16 protein-coding genes are annotated in these 17,956 nt (G+C 69.0%); 7 read left to right on the top strand and 9 right to left on the bottom strand.

Annotated elements, in window-relative coordinates; translation table 11 throughout:
* Window positions 1-67: 67 nt before the first annotated feature.
* The 5 genes from ACIBAG_RS10510 to ACIBAG_RS10490 all read right to left on the bottom strand — a co-directional run bounded on the left by ACIBAG_RS10510 (window position 68) and on the right by ACIBAG_RS10490 (window position 3,777).
* Window positions 68-1,213: a DUF475 domain-containing protein gene (locus ACIBAG_RS10510; protein ID WP_399103220.1), complete on the bottom strand. Its 1,146-nt coding sequence runs from the start codon at window positions 1,211-1,213 to the stop codon at window positions 68-70.
* A gap of 126 nt (window positions 1,214-1,339) precedes the next feature.
* Complete coding sequence (locus ACIBAG_RS10505) at window positions 1,340-1,915, bottom strand: TerD family protein (RefSeq protein WP_399103218.1); 576 nt, start codon at window positions 1,913-1,915, stop codon at window positions 1,340-1,342.
* 123 nt (window positions 1,916-2,038) lie between these two features.
* On the bottom strand, window positions 2,039-2,614 hold the full coding sequence (locus ACIBAG_RS10500) for a TerD family protein (RefSeq protein ID WP_399103216.1): 576 nt from the start codon (window positions 2,612-2,614) through the stop codon (window positions 2,039-2,041).
* A 148-nt stretch (window positions 2,615-2,762) separates the two neighbouring features.
* Window positions 2,763-3,221 carry a peroxiredoxin gene (locus tag ACIBAG_RS10495; protein ID WP_110627941.1) on the bottom strand — a complete coding sequence of 153 codons (459 nt, stop codon included), beginning with the start codon at window positions 3,219-3,221 and terminating at the stop codon, window positions 2,763-2,765.
* Window positions 3,222-3,339: 118 nt separating this feature from the next.
* Entirely contained in the window at window positions 3,340-3,777 is a 438-nt protein-coding gene (locus ACIBAG_RS10490; RefSeq protein ID WP_067431874.1) for a DUF3052 domain-containing protein, read from the bottom strand.
* Between the two features lie 363 nt (window positions 3,778-4,140).
* Between ACIBAG_RS10490 and aceE the strand changes: the two genes are divergently transcribed.
* Together aceE and ACIBAG_RS10480 are read left to right on the top strand one after the other, a co-directional pair.
* Window positions 4,141-6,888: a pyruvate dehydrogenase (acetyl-transferring), homodimeric type gene (gene aceE, locus ACIBAG_RS10485; RefSeq protein WP_399103213.1), complete on the top strand. Its 2,748-nt coding sequence runs from the start codon at window positions 4,141-4,143 to the stop codon at window positions 6,886-6,888.
* Window positions 6,889-6,978: 90 nt separating this feature from the next.
* Window positions 6,979-7,743 carry a potassium channel family protein gene (locus ACIBAG_RS10480; RefSeq protein ID WP_399103210.1) on the top strand — a complete coding sequence of 255 codons (765 nt, stop codon included), beginning with the start codon at window positions 6,979-6,981 and terminating at the stop codon, window positions 7,741-7,743.
* 553 nt (window positions 7,744-8,296) lie between these two features.
* On the opposite strand, the gene ACIBAG_RS10475 is transcribed toward ACIBAG_RS10480, so the two are convergent.
* Window positions 8,297-9,916, bottom strand: a complete 1,620-nt coding sequence (locus tag ACIBAG_RS10475) for an MFS transporter (protein WP_399103208.1) — start codon at window positions 9,914-9,916, stop codon at window positions 8,297-8,299.
* A 66-nt stretch (window positions 9,917-9,982) separates the two neighbouring features.
* Here ACIBAG_RS10475 and ACIBAG_RS10470 point away from each other — a divergent pair, with 66 nt between their 5' ends.
* The 3 genes from ACIBAG_RS10470 (at window position 9,983) to ACIBAG_RS10460 (ending at window position 12,838) form a co-directional block, all read left to right on the top strand.
* Complete coding sequence (locus ACIBAG_RS10470) at window positions 9,983-10,609, top strand: TetR family transcriptional regulator (RefSeq protein ID WP_399103206.1); 627 nt, start codon at window positions 9,983-9,985, stop codon at window positions 10,607-10,609.
* Window positions 10,610-10,702: 93 nt separating this feature from the next.
* Window positions 10,703-11,920 carry an alpha/beta hydrolase gene (locus ACIBAG_RS10465; RefSeq protein WP_399103203.1) on the top strand — a complete coding sequence of 406 codons (1,218 nt, stop codon included), beginning with the start codon at window positions 10,703-10,705 and terminating at the stop codon, window positions 11,918-11,920.
* Between the two features lie 57 nt (window positions 11,921-11,977).
* Window positions 11,978-12,838, top strand: coding sequence for a DUF4429 domain-containing protein (locus ACIBAG_RS10460; protein ID WP_399103319.1), 861 nt, complete (start codon window positions 11,978-11,980; stop codon window positions 12,836-12,838).
* Window positions 12,839-12,840: 2 nt separating this feature from the next.
* Here the strand turns inward: ACIBAG_RS10460 and ACIBAG_RS10455 are convergent, their stop codons facing one another.
* Together ACIBAG_RS10455 and ACIBAG_RS10450 are read right to left on the bottom strand one after the other, a co-directional pair.
* On the bottom strand, window positions 12,841-13,854 hold the full coding sequence (locus tag ACIBAG_RS10455; protein ID WP_399103201.1) for an aldo/keto reductase: 1,014 nt from the start codon (window positions 13,852-13,854) through the stop codon (window positions 12,841-12,843).
* A complete protein-coding gene (locus ACIBAG_RS10450) occupies window positions 13,851-14,321 on the bottom strand; it encodes a MerR family transcriptional regulator (RefSeq protein ID WP_399103199.1) in 471 nt (156 codons plus the stop codon). Before ACIBAG_RS10450 ends, ACIBAG_RS10455 begins: the two co-directional genes overlap by 4 nt.
* Window positions 14,322-14,418: 97 nt before the next feature.
* Here ACIBAG_RS10450 and ACIBAG_RS10445 point away from each other — a divergent pair, with 97 nt between their 5' ends.
* On the top strand, window positions 14,419-14,889 hold the full coding sequence (locus tag ACIBAG_RS10445) for a GNAT family N-acetyltransferase (protein WP_399103197.1): 471 nt from the start codon (window positions 14,419-14,421) through the stop codon (window positions 14,887-14,889).
* 19 nt (window positions 14,890-14,908) lie between these two features.
* Window positions 14,909-15,748, top strand: a complete 840-nt coding sequence (locus tag ACIBAG_RS10440; RefSeq protein WP_399103195.1) for a serine hydrolase domain-containing protein — start codon at window positions 14,909-14,911, stop codon at window positions 15,746-15,748.
* On the opposite strand, the gene ACIBAG_RS10435 is transcribed toward ACIBAG_RS10440, so the two are convergent.
* Window positions 15,720-17,954, bottom strand: coding sequence for an MMPL family transporter (locus ACIBAG_RS10435; RefSeq protein ID WP_399103194.1), 2,235 nt, complete (start codon window positions 17,952-17,954; stop codon window positions 15,720-15,722). The genes ACIBAG_RS10440 and ACIBAG_RS10435 overlap by 29 nt on opposite strands.
* Window positions 17,955-17,956 lie beyond the last annotated feature (2 nt).

The raw sequence follows: 17,956 nt of genomic DNA, 5'->3' as shown, positions 1-17,956 counted from the left end.
GGAAAAACCGGCGGGGCGGCCGGAGGCCCGGCCGCCCCGCTCAGAGCGTTCCTCACCCGCAGGGGTGTCACACCCCGGACGAGACCTCAGTCTTCTCGTCCGAGGCCGCCGCTTTTCCCTCGGCGGCCGCGATCGCGCGGTTGCGGCGCACCGAGGACCAGAAGGACGCGCCGATCAGGACGACGCCGATCAGGCCGGTGATGATCTCGCTGATCTCGTACTGGATGGTGATCAGCAGGATCGCCGCGAGGGCACCGATCGCGTAGTGGGCGCCGTGCTCCAGGTAGACGTAGTCGTCGAGGGTGCCCTGGCGGACCAGGTAGACCGTCAGCGAACGGACGTACATGGCGCCGATGCCGAGGCCGAGCGCCATCAGCACGATGTCGTTGGTGATGGCGAAGGCGCCGATCACGCCGTCGAAGGAGAAGGACGCGTCCAGGACCTCGAGGTAGAGGAACATGAAGAAGGCGGCCTTGCCGGCCAGGGCGACCGCGGAGCGGGGCTTGCCGGTGCGCTCGGCCTCTTCCTCCGCCTCGTGCTCGCGCTCCTCCTCTTCCTCGAGCTTGTCCTCGAAGTAGCCGGAGAGACCGCCGACGATCATGTACGTGATGAGACCGGCGATACCGGCGAGAAGAACCGTCTCCGCCTTGTCGGCGGGCCCGGCGTGCAGGTGGGCGTGGGTCGCGAAGGTCATCGCGGTGATCAGCAGGACGATCAGCGCGATGCAGACCGACAGCATGTCGATCTTGCCGAGCTTGGACAGCGGCCGCTCCAGCCAGCCGAGCCACTTGATGTCGCGGTCCTCGAAGATGAAGTCGAGGAAGATCATCAGCAGGAACATGCCACCGAAGGCGGCGATGGCCGGGTGCGCGTCGGTGACGAGCTGCTCGTACCGGTCCTTGTCGGTGAGGGCGAGGTCGACGGCCTCGATCGGGCCCATCGAGGCGGTCACGGCGACGATGACGACAGGGAAGACCAGCCGCATACCGAAGACGGCGATCAGGATGCCGATGGTGAGGAAGATCTTCTGCCAGAAGGCATTCATCTTCTTCAGGATTCCGGCGTTGACCACCGCGTTGTCGAACGACAGCGAGATCTCGAGGATGGAGAGGATCGCCACGATGCCGAAGGCGGTCCACCCCCCGAAGAGGACCGCTGCAACCAGGCCGAGCGCGGTGACCGCGAACGACCAGCCGAAGGTTTTCAGAACCACTGGCTACCCAATCCTGTGTGTACGGGGCTCCCGAGCGCCGCACTCGGCTTTACGAAGACTTTGACACCGAAGTCTAGTCGGCCCCCCTCCGCACCCCACGGGGCCCTGACTTTTGCTCATATCGCGTTATGAAACGTTGACTCCGAAGTCCAGCGCGATGCCCCTGAGTCCCGACGCGTACCCCTGGCCCACCGCCCGGAACTTCCACTCTCCCTGGTAGCGGTAGACCTCGCCGAAGATCATGGCGGTCTCGCTGGAGGCGTCCTCACTCAGGTCGTAGCGGGCGAGTTCCTGGCCGTCGGCCTGGTTGACCACGCGGATGAAGGCGTTGGACACCTGGCCGAAGGTCTGGCCGCGCTCGTCGGCCATGTGGATGGAGACCGGGAAGACGATCTTGTCGCAGTCGGCCGGCACCTTGGAGAGGTCGACCAGGATCGACTCGTCGTCGCCGTCGCCCTCGCCGGTGAGGTTGTCCCCGGTGTGCTCCACCGAGCCGTCCGGGCTCTTGAGCTGGTTGTAGAAGACGAACCACTCATCGCCCATGACCCGTCCGCCGTTGCACATCAGGGCGCTGGCGTCGAGGTCGAAGTCGGCTCCGGTGGTGGAGCGCGCGTCCCAGCCGAGCCCGATCACCACCTGAGTGAGGTTCGGTGCGGCCTTGGACAGGGAGACATTGCCTCCCTTGGCGAGCGTGACGCCCATGATGCTGGTCCTCCCCAGGTGATGCTTCTTTGGTTGTCCTGCGCATCCGGCGCCGCACCCAAACGAATGCGGCGCCGGACTCAGCCAGTGGCGCCTCGGATGTTCACGCCTGGGTTGTGGAACTCAGACGTTCACACCGAAGTCCTGCGCGATGCCGCGCAGACCCGAGGCGTAGCCCTGGCCGATGGCGCGGAACTTCCACTCCGCGCCGTGCCGGTACAGCTCGCCGAAGACCATCGCGGTCTCGGTGGAGGCGTCCTCCGAGAGGTCGTAGCGCGCGATCTCTGCGCCGCCGGCCTGGTTCACGACGCGGATGAACGCGTTGCGGACCTGGCCGAAGGACTGCTGACGGTTCTCGGCGTCGTAGATCGAGACCGGGAAGACGATCTTCTCGACGTCGGCCGGGACGCCCGCGAGATTGACCTTGATCTGCTCGTCGTCGCCCTCGCCCTCGCCGGTGAGGTTGTCACCGGTGTGCTCGACGGAGCCGTCGGCGCTCTTGAGGTTGTTGAAGAAGACGAAGTTGGCGTCGCTGCCGACCTTGCCCGCGCTGTTCAGCAGCAGCGCGCTGGCGTCCAGGTCGAAGTCGGTGCCGGTCGTGGTGCGGACGTCCCACCCCAGACCGACGATGACCGCAGTGAGGCCGGGGGCCTCCTTGCTCAGTGATACGTTGCCGCCCTTGCTGAGGCTGACTCCCACGAGTCCTCCATTGGTGTCCAGGGGCGGGGAGCCCCGCCGTGCGTTTGATATCGGATCAACGAGTCGATCCTAGTGACGGGTTCCCGTGGCACGCAGGCCTTGATGCCGAAGAATCACAGGTGTCGGTCACTGGCGGGATCGGGCGGGATCAGAGGGTGTCGAGCGCCTTGACGTACTCGTTCAGGTCGCGCGCGTCGGGCAGGGCGTTGACGACGGTCCAGCGGACGACGCCCTCCTTGTCGATGACGAAGGTGCCGCGCACCGCGCAGCCCTTGTCCTCGGCGAAGACGCCGTAGGCGCGGCTGACCTCGCCGTGCGGCCAGAAGTCGCTGAGCAGCGGGTACTCCAGGCCCTCCTGCTCGGCGAAGACACGCAGGGTGTGGATGGAGTCGTTGGAGACGGCGAGCACCTGGGTGTCGCGGTCCGAGAACTTCGGCAGGTTGTCGCGCACCTCGCACAGCTCGCCGGTGCACACGCCGGTGAAGGCGAAGGGGTAGAAGAGCAGGACGACGTTCTTGGAACCACGGAAGTCGGAGAGCTTCACGGTCGCACCGTGGTTGTCCTTGAGCTCGAAGTCGGGGGCCTTGTCGCCGACCTGGATCGCCATCGCGTGGATGTCCCTTCGGGTGGGGCTGTTCGGGTGGGACCCACCCTATGCAGCGGCCACCGAGGCCCGTGCAGGAGGCCGGGCCGGGCTTCTCAGCCCGGCCCGGCACCGTCACCGGTTACTTCTTGGTCTTGGCGGCCTTCGGCGTCACCAGCCGGCTGCCGCTCCAGTCCTTGCCGACACTGACGCTCTTGGACGCCGACAGACCCGCCGTGGTCGCGGCTTCAGAGATGTCGCTGGGCTCCACATAGCCGTCACGGCCGGTCTTCGGCGTGAGGAGCAGGATCGAGCCGCCCTCTTCGATGTACGTGGTGGCGTCCACCAGTGCATCCGTCAGGTCGCCGTCCTCGTCGCGGAACCACAGCACCACGGCATCAGCTACATCGTCGTAGTCCTCGTCCACGAGGTCGCTGCCGATGACTTCCTCGATCGCCTCGCGGAGCTCCTGGTCTACGTCGTCGTCGTAGCCGATCTCCTGGACCACCTGCTCGGGCTGGAACCCCAGCCTGACGGCAGGGCTCGTCCGCTCCTCCGCGTGGTCCGCGGTCGCGCTCACGGGTTGCCTCCTGATCATGTCTTGGGAATAACTCAGCCACGCGCGTGCGCGAAGCATTGGCCGTAGTCCACACGGGCGGGACGGATCGCGCAAGTACCCGGCCGTTCAGACCGCCGAAACGGTGACGATCCTGAACGTGTCACCGCAACTCCAGGCACACCATCATCGTCTCAAGGTGACGCGCACCACACCAATCTGCCCCCTTTGTGCGTTTGGGAACCATGCATGGGCACTCAGCCGTTCACCAGGCCCCCGATTACCCCACAGTAGAGATGACGTTTGGCCCCCCGAGGTACACGATGGGGAGCGGTGCAGGCACTGACAAACCCCAGAAACACAGCCCTCTGACAGGTAAGGAACAGCGTGGCTTCCGGATCCGATCGCAACCCGATCATCATTGGCGGCCTTCCGAGTCAGGTTCCTGACTTCGATCCCGAGGAAACCCAGGAGTGGCTCGACTCCCTCGACGCCGCCGTGGACGAGCGCGGCCGGGAGCGGGCCCGCTATCTGATGCTGCGGCTGATCGAGCGGGCCCGCGAGAAGCGCGTGGCCGTGCCCGAGATGCGCAGCACGGACTACGTCAACACGATCCCCACCAAGAGCGAGCCCTTCTTCCCGGGCAACGAGGAGATCGAGCGCAAGATCCTCAACGCCACGCGGTGGAACGCCGCGGTCATGGTGTCGAGGGCCCAGCGCCCCGGTATCGGCGTCGGCGGCCACATCGCCACCTTCGCCTCCTCCGCCTCCCTCTACGACGTGGGCTTCAACCACTTCTTCCGCGGCAAGGACGAGGGCGACGGCGGCGACCAGGTCTTCTTCCAGGGCCACGCCTCTCCGGGCATCTACGCGCGCGCGTTCCTGCTGGACCGCCTCAGCGAGCAGAACCTGGACGCGTTCCGCCAGGAGAGGTCGAAGGCGCCGCACGGGCTGTCCAGCTACCCGCACCCGCGGCTGATGCCGGGCTTCTGGGAGTTCCCGACCGTGTCGATGGGCCTCGGCCCGATCGGCGCGATCTACCAGGCGCGGATGAACCGCTACATGGAGGCGCGCGGCATCGCGGACACCTCCAAGTCGCATGTGTGGGCGTTCCTGGGCGACGGCGAGATGGACGAGCCGGAGTCGCTCGGCCAGCTGTCCATCGCCGCCCGTGAGGGCCTGGACAACCTCACCTTCGTCGTGAACTGCAACCTGCAGCGCCTGGACGGCCCGGTGCGCGGCAACGGCAAGGTCATCCAGGAGCTGGAGTCGATCTTCCGGGGCGCCGGCTGGAACGTCATCAAGCTGATCTGGGACCGCACCTGGGACCCGCTGCTCGCGCAGGACCGCGACGGCATCCTCGTCAACAAGATGAACACCACGCCGGACGGCCAGTTCCAGACGTACGCCACCGAGACCGGCGCCTACATCCGCGACCACTTCTTCGGTGACGACCACCGGCTGCGCGCGATGGTCGAGGGCATGACCGACGACCAGATCCTGCACCTGGGCCGCGGCGGTCACGACCACCGCAAGATCTACGCCGCGTACTCGGCCGCCCGTGCCCACAAGGGCCAGCCGACGGTGATCCTCGCCAAGACGATCAAGGGCTGGACGCTGGGCCCGAACTTCGAGGGCCGCAACGCCACGCACCAGATGAAGAAGCTGACGGTCGACGACCTCAAGCGCTTCCGCGACCGGCTGCACCTGCCGATCGCCGACAAGGACCTGGAGAGCGGTCTCCCGCCGTACTACCACCCCGGGCGGGACACCGAGGAGATCCAGTACATGCACGACCGCCGCAAGTCGCTCGGCGGTTACGTCCCCACGCGCGTGGTGCGCTCCAAGCCGCTCGCGCTGCCGGACGACAAGACGTACGCGACCGTGAAGAAGGGCACGGGCAACCAGTCGATCGCGACGACCATGGCCTTCGTGCGGCTCCTCAAGGACCTCATGCGGGACAAGGAGATCGGCAGGCGGTTCGTGCTGATCGCGCCGGACGAGTACCGCACGTTCGGCATGGACTCCTTCTTCCCGAGCGCGAAGATCTACAACCCGCTGGGGCAGCAGTACGAGGCGGTGGACAGGGACCTGCTGCTGGCGTACAAGGAGTCGCCGCAGGGCCAGATGCTGCACGACGGCATCTCGGAGGCGGGCTGCACGGCCTCGCTGATCGCGGCGGGTTCGGCGTACGCCACGCACGGCGAACCCCTGATCCCCGTCTACGTCTTCTACTCGATGTTCGGTTTCCAGCGCACCGGCGACCAGTTCTGGCAGATGTCGGACCAGCTGGCGCGCGGTTTCGTGCTGGGCGCGACGGCCGGCCGTACGACGCTGACCGGTGAGGGCCTGCAGCACGCCGACGGCCACTCGCAGCTGCTCGCCTCGACCAACCCGGGCTGTGTGGCGTACGACCCGGCGTTCGGGTTCGAGATCGCGCACATCGTCAAGGACGGTCTGCGGCGCATGTACGGCGGTGACGAGGAGCACCCGCACGGAGAGGACGTCTTCTACTACCTCACCGTCTACAACGAGCCGATCCAGCACCCGGCCGAGCCGGAGAACGTGGACGTCGAGGGCATCCTCAAGGGCGTCCACCGCCTCGCCGAGGGGACGTCCGGTTCGATCCCGGCGCAGATCCTCGCGTCCGGTGTGGCGGTCCCGTGGGCGATCGAGGCGCAGAAGATCCTCGCCGAGGAGTGGAACGTCAGGGCCGACGTCTGGTCGGCGACCTCCTGGAACGAGCTGCGGCGCGAGGCCGTGGAGTGCGAGGAGCACAACCTGCTGCATCCGGAGGAGGAGCAGCGGGTGCCGTACGTGACGCGCAAGCTGAGCGGTGCCGAGGGGCCGTTCGTGGCCGTCTCCGACTGGATGCGGACGGTGCCGGACCAGATCGCGCGCTGGGTGCCGGGCACGTACCAGTCGCTGGGCGCGGACGGTTTCGGCTTCGCGGACACCCGTGGCGCGGCCCGCCGCTTCTTCCACATCGACGCGCAGTCGATCGTGGTGGCGGTGCTGACGGAGCTGGCGAAGGAGGGGAAGGTGGACCGGTCGGCTCTGAAGCAGGCGATCGACCGCTACCAGCTGCTCGACGTCTCGGCGGCGGATCCGGGCGCTGCGGGAGGCGACGCGTAGCGCCGGCCGACGTCAACGGCTGACCGGGGTGGTGTGCCCGTGGGTGACCTGCGGGACACACCACCCCTTCACATTTCCTACGATGCGGCCATGAAGCAAGCACCCGCACAAGTCCGTTGGGAACGGCGTACCCAGCGACCGCTGTTCGGTCTGGCTCTGGCGTTCGCCGTGGCCTATGCCGTGCCGATCGTCGAGCCGGACGCGAGCCGTGAGGTGGTGTCCGCGTGCCTCGCCGTGGAGTGGGTGGTGTGGGGCGCGTTCGCGCTGGACTACGTCATCCGGCTCGTCCTCGCCGAGCGGCGCGCGGAGTTCGTGCGCGATCACTGGATAGACCTGTGCGCGGTGGTGCTGCCGCTGGTGCAGCCGCTGCGGCTGCTGCGGCTCGTGTCCACGCTGCTGCTCGTCGGGCAGCGGGCGCGGATGGCGTCACAGGTGCGGCTGACGACGTATGTCGCCGGGTCGGTGGTCGGGTTGTTGATGTTCGGGTCGCTGGCGGTGCTGTCCGTCGAGCGGGACTCGCCGAACGGGAACATCAAGACGCTGGGTGACGCGGTGTGGTGGTCGTTCACGACGATGACGACCGTGGGGTACGGGGATCACGCGCCGACCACGGGAGTGGGGCGGATGCTCGCGGTGGGGCTGATGCTCTCCGGAATCGCGCTGCTGGGTGTGGTGACCGCGAACATCGCCGCGTGGTTCATAGCGCGGTTCGAGATGGACGACGTTGAGGAGCGGCGGCAGACGGAGGCGATACGGGTGCTGACGGAGGAGGTGCGGGCGTTGCGGGCGGAGGTCGCGTCGCTGTCAGGGGCGGCGGCGGTGCCGGGGCAGGTGAGCGAGGAGAAGGCTCGTTAGCGGGTAGCCCGGCGTCGGAGCTGGGCAGGGGTGGGTCGCGCAGCCCGGCGCTAGCGGGGTGCCTACCCCAAGCTCTTCGAGCAGGGGGTACCCCCAGCGCCCACCCGTGCCGCCCATGGGGGTACCTCCCAGGCCCTTTAGGCACTGGGGGAGGCACGACTGCCCGCAGGCTGGTCGAGTTGTGTCAGCCGACGGCACTGCAGCGCCCTAGGCCGTGTCCGCAAAGTCCCGCCTGCCCCGCGGGCGGACGACGGGACTTTGCGGACACGACCTAGGGGCGCGGGGCTGTAGTCGATTTGCGGCTACCGCCGCGTGGGCGCGACCAGCCACGACGCTCCCGCAGCCCGAATGCGACACGCACCCCTACGGCGAAACCGCCCGGCCAGGCCGGCCGCAGGCCCGGCGCGCCATCCCCCTCCGGCAGCGCGCCGCAGGCCCGGCTTGACCCACTGTGACCTGCGGCGCGTGTGAGGCGGGAGGGATCTTCGGCGTTGTCACCCTGATAGGGGAACCCGCCTCCGACCCCTCCCTGAGCCCGTGCGGACCCGGCGCGTCAGATGTGCGCGGCGCCCGCGCCCGCCTCCGCGTTCTCGCCCCGCTTGGTGAGGAACGCGACCGTGACCGCCACGACTGCCACTCCCGCGGCGACCAGCGACGCCAGGCTCATGCCCGAGATGAACGTGTCGTGCGCGACGTCCGTGATCTTCGCGGCGACGGCGTCCGGGGTGCCCGGAGCCACGGGAGGCACGCCGACCTGTACCGCCTCGGAGGCCTCAGCCTCCTGGGCGGCGGTGAGCGGCGGAAGTCCCGCGTCCGTCCAGTTGCCCGCGAGGTCGCTGTCGACCTTGGAGGCCATGACGGCGCCCAGGACGGCCGTACCGAGGCTGCCGCCGATCTGCATCGCGGCCTGCTGGAGACCGCCGGCCACACCGGACAGCTCCATGGGCGCGTTACCGACGATGACCTCCGTGGCGCCGACCATGACCGGCGCGAGGCCGAGGCCGAGCAGGGCGAACCAGAGCGACATGACGGCGCTGCCGGTGTCCGTGTCCAGCGTGGACATGCCGTACATGGCGATCGCGGTGGCCGCCATGCCGCCGGCCAGCGGGACCCGCGGGCCCAGCTTGGTGATCATCGCGCCCGCGAGCGGGGAGCCGACGATCATCATGCCGGTGAGCGGAAGGAGGTGGAGGCCGGCGTCGATCGGGCTCATGCCGTGGACGTTCTGGAGATAGAACGTCACGAAGAACAGGCCGCCCATGAACGCGATGGCCATCAGGACCATCAGGACGACACCCGCCGACAGCGGGATCGAGCGGAAGAGGGCCAGCGGGATCAGCGGCTCCTTCACCTTCGTCTCCCAGAAGGCGAAGAGTGCGAAGCCGATCACCGAGGCGGCTATGAAGGCCCACGTCTGGCCGTCGCCCCAGCCCCACTCCGGAGCCTTGATCAGGGCCCAGACCAGGCAGAACATCGCGGCCGACAGCAGGGCGATGCCCAGAATGTCGAAGGAGCGCGGGGCGTTCTCGGCGCGGTGGTCGAGCAGGATCATCACGCCGAGGACGACGGCGAGGATGCCGACCGGCACATTGATGAAGAACACCGACTGCCAGTTGACGTGCTCGACGAGGACACCGCCGAGGATCGGGCCGCCGGCGGTGGACGCGCCGATGACCATGCCCCAGATGCCGATGGCCATGTTGAGCTTCTCGGCCGGGAAGGTCGCCCGCAGCAGGCCGAGCGCGGCCGGCATCAGCAGCGCGCCGAACAGGCCCTGGAGGACACGGAAGACGACGACCGCGGCGATGCTGCTGGACAGGCCGATAGCGCCGGAGGCGGCGGCGAAGCCGACCACGCCGATCAGGAAGGTCTGGCGGTGCCCGAAGCGGTCGCCGAGCTTGCCCGCGGTGATCAGGGAGACCGCGAGGGCGAGGAAGTAGCCGTTGGTGATCCACTGCACCTCGGCGAAGGTGGCGCCGAGGTCCTTCTGGATGGCCGGGTTGGCGATGGCCACGATGGTGCCGTCGAGGGCCACCATCATGACCCCCACTGCGACGGTGATCAGGGTGAACCAAGGGTGGCCGCGCAGTCCCTTGGCCGGCGCCGCGTCCGACGGAGCTGCTGGCGCCTTGTCCCCCGACCCCGTCGTTTCGATGGTGGTCTGACTAGTCATGTGTTCGAGGCTAATGACAGCCTCTGACAATTGACAAACCAATTCACAAGTCGGTAACTGACAGCTATGGAAACACTGCGCGAACGGAAGAAACAGCGCACCCGGGAAGCGCTGCTGCGGACCGCGCTGGAACTCTTCACCACCCAGGGTTACGACAACACCACCGTCGATGACATCGCCGACGCCGTCGACGTCTCGCAGCGCACCTTCTTCCGCTACTTCGCCGGCAAGGAGGAGGCCGCGCTCGCGCTGCAGGAGATGACGGTCGCGCACTTCCTCGAAGCGGTGCGGGCGCGCCCGCCGCACGAGGCGCCGATGGAGGCGCTGCGACAGGCGGTGCTGGAGGGCTGGGACACGCTTCACGACGTGATCGACGCCGTCGCACCGGTCGAGGTGTTCCTGCGCATGTACCAGGTGGTCGAGTCGACGCCGGTCCTGCTCGCCGCCCATCTGCGGCGCTCCATGGAGATCGAGGAGGCGATCGCGCGCATCCTCGCCGAGCGCGAGGGCGTCGACATCGACGCCGATCCGCGGCCCCGGCTGGCGGTGGCCGTCTTCGGCGGGGTGATGCGGCTGACGGAGCGCCAGTGGAGCACGGGCGAGGACTTCAGCCTCGACGCCATGCGGGCACTGACCGTCTCACATCTCGAACAGGTGGGCCCCGCACTCAGCGAGAGCTGGCGAACACGCTGAGGTCATCGGCGCGTTCGCATGGGCGTGATCGAAACGTGATACCCATCACTTGGTTAACGCGAGACCCTCCCGTTCTCCTAGTGTGTCCTCCCAGTGACTTCCTTCGACACGTCCCCGCAACTGAACGTCTGGCGCGCGCTGCTCGCGCTGGCCGTGGTGTTCGTGATGCTGGCGACCACCGGCTGGACCGCCCTGCGCAACCACCGGAGCGCCGCACCGCTCGAGGCCTCGCTCAGTGCCTGGGACCGAGGCAGCATCGCCGGACACAGCCTGCCCGACGCGGACTCCTCCCCCACCCGGCTCGCCCGGTTCTTCGCCTCGCTCACCGACCAGCAGCGCGGCACCCTCGCCATCCGCTATCCGCTCGCGGTCGGCAACATGAACGGCGCCCCCGTGGAGCTGCGCTACCGCGCCAACCGGATCGCGCTCGGCGAGGCGCGGGACGTCGAGCGCAAGCGCATGCACGACAAGGGGCTCACGCCCGAAGGGCAGCGTGAGGCGGGCCGCCGTATGCATCGCTTCGAGGACATGATGCAGGCGGACCGGCACATCCTCGCCTTCGACCCGGAGGGCTCCGGGCGTGCCGCGGAGGTGTTCGGGGACCTGACGAAGGCCGAGCGGATCTCGGTCGTGGTCCCCGGCGTCGACACCAACCTGCTGACCTTCCAGCGCACGACCCGTAAGTACTCCGCGCCGGTCGGCATGGCGCAGTCGCTGTACGCGGCCGAGCGCGCGGCGAGCCCTTCGACGCGTACGGCCGTGATCGCCTGGGCCGACTACACCTCGCCGGACGGCCTCGGCATCGACTCGGCGACGGCGATGCGGGCCGCGTCCGGGGCCGTACGCCTGAACGCGCTGGTGCGGGCACTGCCCGGCAGCTCGCCGGTCTCCCTGTTCTGCCACAGCTACGGCTCGGTGCTGTGCGGCCTGGCCGCGCACACGCTGCCGCGGCGGGTGGCCGACATAGCGGTGGCCGGCAGCCCCGGCATGCGGGTCGAGAAGGCCTCCCAGCTGCGCACGTCCGCGCGGGTGTGGGCGATGCGGGACGCGGACGACTGGGTCCAGGACGTGCCGTATCTCGAGCTCGGCGGGCTGGGGCACGGGGAGGACCCGGTGTCGGCGGTGTTCGGGGCGCGGGTGCTGTCGGCGTGGAAGGCGAAGGGCCACGGCGGCTATTTCGAGCCGGGTACGGACAGCGTGGCGAACTTCGCCGAGATCGGGGTTGGCGCGTACGAGTCGGTGCGGTGTGCCGACGATGCCGAGGCCTGTCGGGCGGGTTTGTCCGACACGGCGTCGGCCGGACGCGCGTAGAGGCGCAGGAACTGCGGTCTGCGCGGGGTGGCGACGGAGGAGCACGTGCCGCATACGATGAGCCGCATGGGTGACGTACTGGCCGGATTTCATGCCGCCTGGGAGTTCGAGTCCGACTCCGTGCTCATCCGCTACGAACGGGGGATTCGAACACCTAAGCTCTTTCAGGCACTCGGGGAACGACGGCTTCCGCTCGAGGCGATCGCCGGGGTGACGCTGACACCGGGCAAGCGCGGGACGGTTGTTCTGCGCGTCGAGCCCCGGCCCGGGGCCGATCCGTTGCTGGAGGCGGCTGCCGGGCAGTTGAAGGAAGGCGGGGATCCGTATCGGCTGGTGCTGCCCGCGGAGCGGGAGACTCTCGCCGAGTACTACGCCGACGAACTGCGGGCGCAGCTGACGGAGTCCGGGCCCGCGGAGGAGTTTCTGGTTGCCGCGCCCGAAGTGCCGTTGCAGTTCAAGGCGTATGACGGGAAGGCGTCCTTCGACGGGAACGTCGTCCGTTTTCGGTGGTTTTGGACGGGTGCTTCCTCGGCGAAGTGGAAGGCCGGGGACCAGAGTTTCCCGGTGAGCGAGCTGAGTGGGGTCGAGTGGCGGTCGCCGGAGGTGTTCGAAGGACATCTGCGGTTGCTGCGGCGGGACTCCGCCGACGACCAGCCGGCACAGGCCGACCAGGATCCGGCGGCCGTTGTCTTCGGGCTCGGGTACGGGCCGGTGCACGAGTCGTTGCCGTTCGCGGCCGCGGTGTTGGCGGCGGTGCGGAAGTCCGGGCCGGTCGCCGCGGTGCCCGCGTCGGCACCGCGGCGCGACCCCGCCGACATCGCCGACCGCATCCGCCACCTTGGAGAGCTGCACGAGGCGGGGTTGGTGACGGATGAGGAGTTCTCCATGAAGAAGGCGGAGTTGCTGGCCGAGCTCTAGGGCTACTCCCTGCCTGCGGATGTGAAGGACATGTCCGCGTAGCGGTTGCCCGACACCTTTCCCGCGATCGGCTCCAGCAGGGCCAGTTCCTCCTCCGTCAGCACGATCCGCGTCGCCCCCACGTTCTCCTCCACCCGGGCCGGCTTGCGCGTCCCCGGGATCGGGACGATCGGAAGGCCGTGCACCGATGCCCGCTGCTGCACCCACGCCAGCGCGATCTGCCCGAGCGTGGCCCCGTGGGCCTCGGCCACCGTGCGGATCGGGTCCAGGAGGGCCGCGTTCGCCGCCGCGTTCTCGCCGGTGTAACGGGGCTGCTGGCGGCGGAAGTCGCCGGCCGTCAGGTCCTCGGCCTTCGCGAACGAGCCCGTGAGGAAGCCGCGGCCCAAGGGTGAGTACGGGACCAGGGTCACGCCCAGGTCGCGCGCCGCGGGGACCACGTTCGCCTCGATGTCGCGGCTGAAGAGCGACCACTCGGACTGGACGGCCGCGATGGGGTGTACGGCGTGCGCGGCGCGCAGTTCCGTCGCCGTCACCTCGCTCAGGCCCAGGTGCTTGACCTTGCCCTCACGGACCAGCTCGGCCATGACGCCGACGGTCTCCTCGATGGGGACGGCCACGTCGCGGCGGTGCATGTAGTAGAGGTCGATCGCGTCGACGTCCAGGCGCTTCAGGCTCGCCTCGATGCACTGGCGGATGTAGGGGACGTCGTTGCGGATGATCCGCTTCGTCGGGTCCTCCGGGTCGATCGCCAGCGCGAACTTGGTGGCGATGACGACCTCGTCGCGGTGCGCCTTGAAGAACGGCGACAGGAACCTCTCGTTCTCGCCCGCGCCGTACGCGTCCGCCGTGTCGTACAGCGTGACGCCCAGCTCCAGTGCCCGCTCCAGGGTCGCCCTGGACTCGTCCGCGTCCGAAGGGCCGTACGCGAAGCTCATGCCCATGCACCCGAGGCCCTGGACACCGACCTCGGGGCCGTTGTCGCCGAGTCGTACGGTCGGGATCCTGGCGTCGGTCATCGAACCTTCTCTCCTTCGTGGGCGGTGGCCCGCCCGGCGTCCGCGTAGAAACTGATCTTCCGGTCGAGTACGGCCAGCGTGTCCTGCAGCTCGGCGATCCGGGCGAGGACGTCGCGGCGGGTCGACTCCAGCAGCTCGAAACGCTCGCCGAAGGTGTGGTCGCCCTCGCGCACCAGCTCGGCGTACCGGACCATGTCGGCGACCGGCATACCGGTCAGCCGCAGCTTTCCGACGAGGTCGAGCCAGTCCAGGTCCCGGTTGCTGTAGCGGCGCTGGCCGGTGTGCGAGCGGCCGATGTGCGGCATGAGGCCGATCCGCTCGTACCAGCGCAGGGTGTGGGCCGTCAGACCGGTGAAGGCGACGACCTCGCTGATCGTGTAACTGTCCTGGCCTTCCGGCCGCCGGTGCGGGTGTGGCGGGGCGGCGCAGCTGTCGGTCCTGGTACTCGTGGTCTCCATCACCGTCATGCGCTCCACGCTATGACCTTGGAGTGGGCTCCAAGCAAGCGGAAACGGTAAGAAAACCACGGGACATGGCGTGATCGCCGTGGCTAGCGTGCGGGACATGAGTCTCGTACGCCGCGCCCTGCCCGAGGACGCCGCCGAAGTGCTGCGGCTGCGTCAGGTGATGATCGACTCGATGGCCTCGGCGCCCGGTGCCACGGACTGGCATGCCGAGTCGCTGCCGACCCTGCGGTACAGGCTGAGCGAGCCGGACGGGAACTTCGCCGCCTTCGTCGTCGATCATCCCGAGCGGCCGGGGACCCTGGCGGCGCTGGTGGTGGGCACCCTCGAATACCGCATCGGGCGGGCCGGCAACCCGCACGGGGTGATCGGGTACGTGTTCAGCGTCGCCACCGATCCGGACGCCCGGCGTCGGGGGTACGCGCGCGCGTGCATGGCGGAGCTGCTGGACTGGTTCCGCGCGCGGGGCGTCGGGTACGTCATGCTCACCGCGTCCGCCGACGCCGAACCGCTCTACGCGTCGCTGGGCTTCACCCGGGACCCGGACCCCTCGATGCGGCTGCACCTGTGAGCGGCTTAGGCTCACAGGCATGTCGCTGAGCAGCCTCGCGTTGATCGAAAACTGGCCGGTTCCCTCCGCCGCGGCGGGTGTCGTACGGGCGGACGGCACGGTCCTGGGGACCCACGGGCCGACCGGGCACCGGTTCCCGCTCGCCTCGGTCACCAAGCCGCTGGCCGCGTACGCGGTGCTCGTCGCCTACGAGGAGGGCGCGGTCGAGCTGGACGAGCCGGCCGGGCCGCAGGGGTCGACGGTACGGCACCTGCTCGCGCACACCTCGGGGCTGGCCTTCGACGAGCACCGGGTGACGGCCCCGCCCGGGGAGCGGCGGCTGTACTCCAACGCCGGGTTCGAACAGCTCGGGGATCACATCGCCAAGGCGACGGACATTCCGTTCGCGGAGTATCTGCGGCAGGCGGTCCTGGAGCCGCTGGGCATGACGGCCACCTCGCTCGAAGGCTCCCCGGCCAAGGACGGGGTGTCGACCGTCGAGGATCTGCTGCGGTTCGCGGCGGAGGTGCAGGCGCCCAGGCTGCTGGACCCGCGCACGGTCGCCGAGGCGATGACCGTGCAGTACCCGGGGACGAAGGGCGTGCTGCCGGGATACGGGCACCAGAACCCCAACGACTGGGGGCTCGGCTTCGAGATCCGCGACGGCAAGTCCCCGCACTGGACGGGCTCGTCGTCCTCGCCGCGCACCTTCGGGCACTTCGGGCAGTCGGGCACGTTCCTGTGGATCGACCCAGACGCCGGGCGGGCGGGCGGGAACAGCCCAGGCGCGGCCTGCGTCGCGCTGACGGACCGGGCGTTCGGGCCCTGGGCGGTCGAGGCGTGGCCGGCGTTCACGGACGCGGTGCGCGCCGAGCTGTAGCCGGGCCCGTGCCCTTGGGGGCCTCCGCCTCCCCCTCGGCGTCGATGTGCGGCAGGACCCGGTCCAGCCAGTGGGGCGTCCACCAGGCGTGCCGGCCCAGCAACGTCATCACGGCGGGCACCATGAGCAGCCGGACCACGGTGGCGTCGATGAGCACACTGACGGCGAGGCCGAGGCCCAGCATCTTGACCACGATGTTGTCGCTCACGATGAAGGCCGCGAAGACGCTCACCATGATCAGTGCCGCGCAGGTGATCACGCGCGCGGTGATCTCCAGCGCGTGGGCGACGGAGTCCTTGGCGTCCCCGGTGCGCAGCCACGCCTCGTGCACCCGGGACAGCAGGAAGATCTCGTAGTCCATGCTGAGCCCGAAGATGATGGCGAACATCATCATCGGCACATAGCTCTCGATCGGCACCTTGCCGTTGACGCCCAGCGCGGGCCCGCCCCAGCCCCACTGGAACACGGCGACGACCACGCCGTACGAGGCCGTGATCGACAGGACGTTGAGGACGGCCGCCTTCACCGCCACCAGCAGCCCCCGGAAGACCGCGAGGATGATCAGGAAGGCCAAGGCGACCACGACGCAGATGATCAGCGGCAGCCGGCTCGCGACGATGTCGCGGAAGTCCACCTGGGCCGCGGTCGTCCCAGTGACGTATCCCTTGGCGTCGGTGCCGGAGACCGCGCCGGGCAGGGTGTCGTCGACCAGCCGGTTGGTGAGGTCGGTGGTGTCCGCGCTCTGCGGGGACTCGGCGGAGTAGACGGTGCCGACCAGGACGTCGCCGTCCTGCGTGGGCGTCAGGGGGCTGACGAACGCCGTCCCGGACTCGTCGTTGAGCGCCTGCTGGGCCTTCGACGCGAGGTCCGAGCGCTGCGCGTCCGGTACGGAGGTCTGGTCGATGACGATGGTTAGCGGCCCGTTGGAGCCGGGGCCGAACGCGTCGGTCATCAGGTCGTAGGCCCGCCGGTCGGTGAAGGACGTGGGGTCGGCGCCGTCGCCGATGTGGCCGAGCTGGATCGAGAAGACGGGGATGGCCAGCACCGCGACGGTGACCAGGCCGGCGGTCAGGAACCGCAGCGGACGGTGCTCCACGCGCTTGGCGTAGCGGTGCCAGGTGCCCTCGGAGACGTCCCCTTCCGGGTCGGCCTCGGCGACGGGCTTGCGCAGGTGGTAGCGGTCGACGTTGCGGCCGATCAGCCCCAGCAGGGCCGGGACCAGTGTCAGCGCGCCGAGGACCGCCGAGACGACCGTGACGGCCGCGGCGACGCCGAGTTTCCCGATGAAACCCACACCGGACACCCACAGGCCCATGAGGGCGACGATCACCGTCGTACCGGACACGAGGACCGCGCGTCCGCTGGTGGCGGCGGCGTGGCCGGCGGCGCGCACCGGGTCCGCGCCGTCCATGAGGCCCTGCCGGTGCCGGGTGATCAGGAAGAGGGCGTAGTCGATGCCGACGCCGAGGCCGATCATCGTGGCCAGGGTGGGCGAGACCGTGGCGAAGGTGAACGCGATGGCGAGCAGCCCGAGGCAGGCCAGCCCGCCGACCACCGCGATCAGCGCGGTGACCAGCGGCAGCACGGCGGCGATCACACTGCCGAAGCCGACCAGCAGGACGACGATGGCCACCGCGAACCCGATCAGCTCGCTCACCCGGTCATCCGCATCGGGCCGCGCCAGCTCACCGAGCGATCCGCCGTACTCGACCTCGGCGCCGGCCGCTCTCAGCGGCTGTACGGCGTCGTCGACCCCGTCGAGGTAGGAGTCGCCGAGCAGGGAGGGCTGCTCGGCGAAGCGGATGGTGATGTAGCCGGTCTTCCCGTCGGAGGACACCGGCCCGACCTTCGAGGAGCTGACGTCCAGCGGGTTCTGCACGGACAGGACGTGCGGCAGTTTCTGCAGGTCGGCGACGGTGGCCGACAGCTGCGAGCCGAGCGAGGCCAGGGACTTGTCGGCGTCGTGCAGGACGATCTGGCTGCTGTAGCCGCCGGCCTGTGGATCGTGCCGCTTCAGGACGTCCAGGCCCTCCTGGGACTGCACGTCGGAGAGGGCGAAGTCGTCGGAGTACTCACCGCCGTGGAGATGGTTCAGCGCCTGCAGCGCGCCCAGCGCCACGACCCAGGCGACGATCACGATCACGAAGTGGTGGGCGCACCACTCGCCGAGTCGTCGCAGTCCCCCGGTGTCCTTGGGTGTGGCCATGC

The sequence above is a fragment of the Streptomyces sp. NPDC051243 genome (assembly GCF_044455405.1).
Classification (GTDB): domain Bacteria; phylum Actinomycetota; class Actinomycetes; order Streptomycetales; family Streptomycetaceae; genus Streptomyces.
Note: the sequence above shows the minus strand (reverse complement) of the source record. Positions and strands in the feature narration are given on the sequence as shown.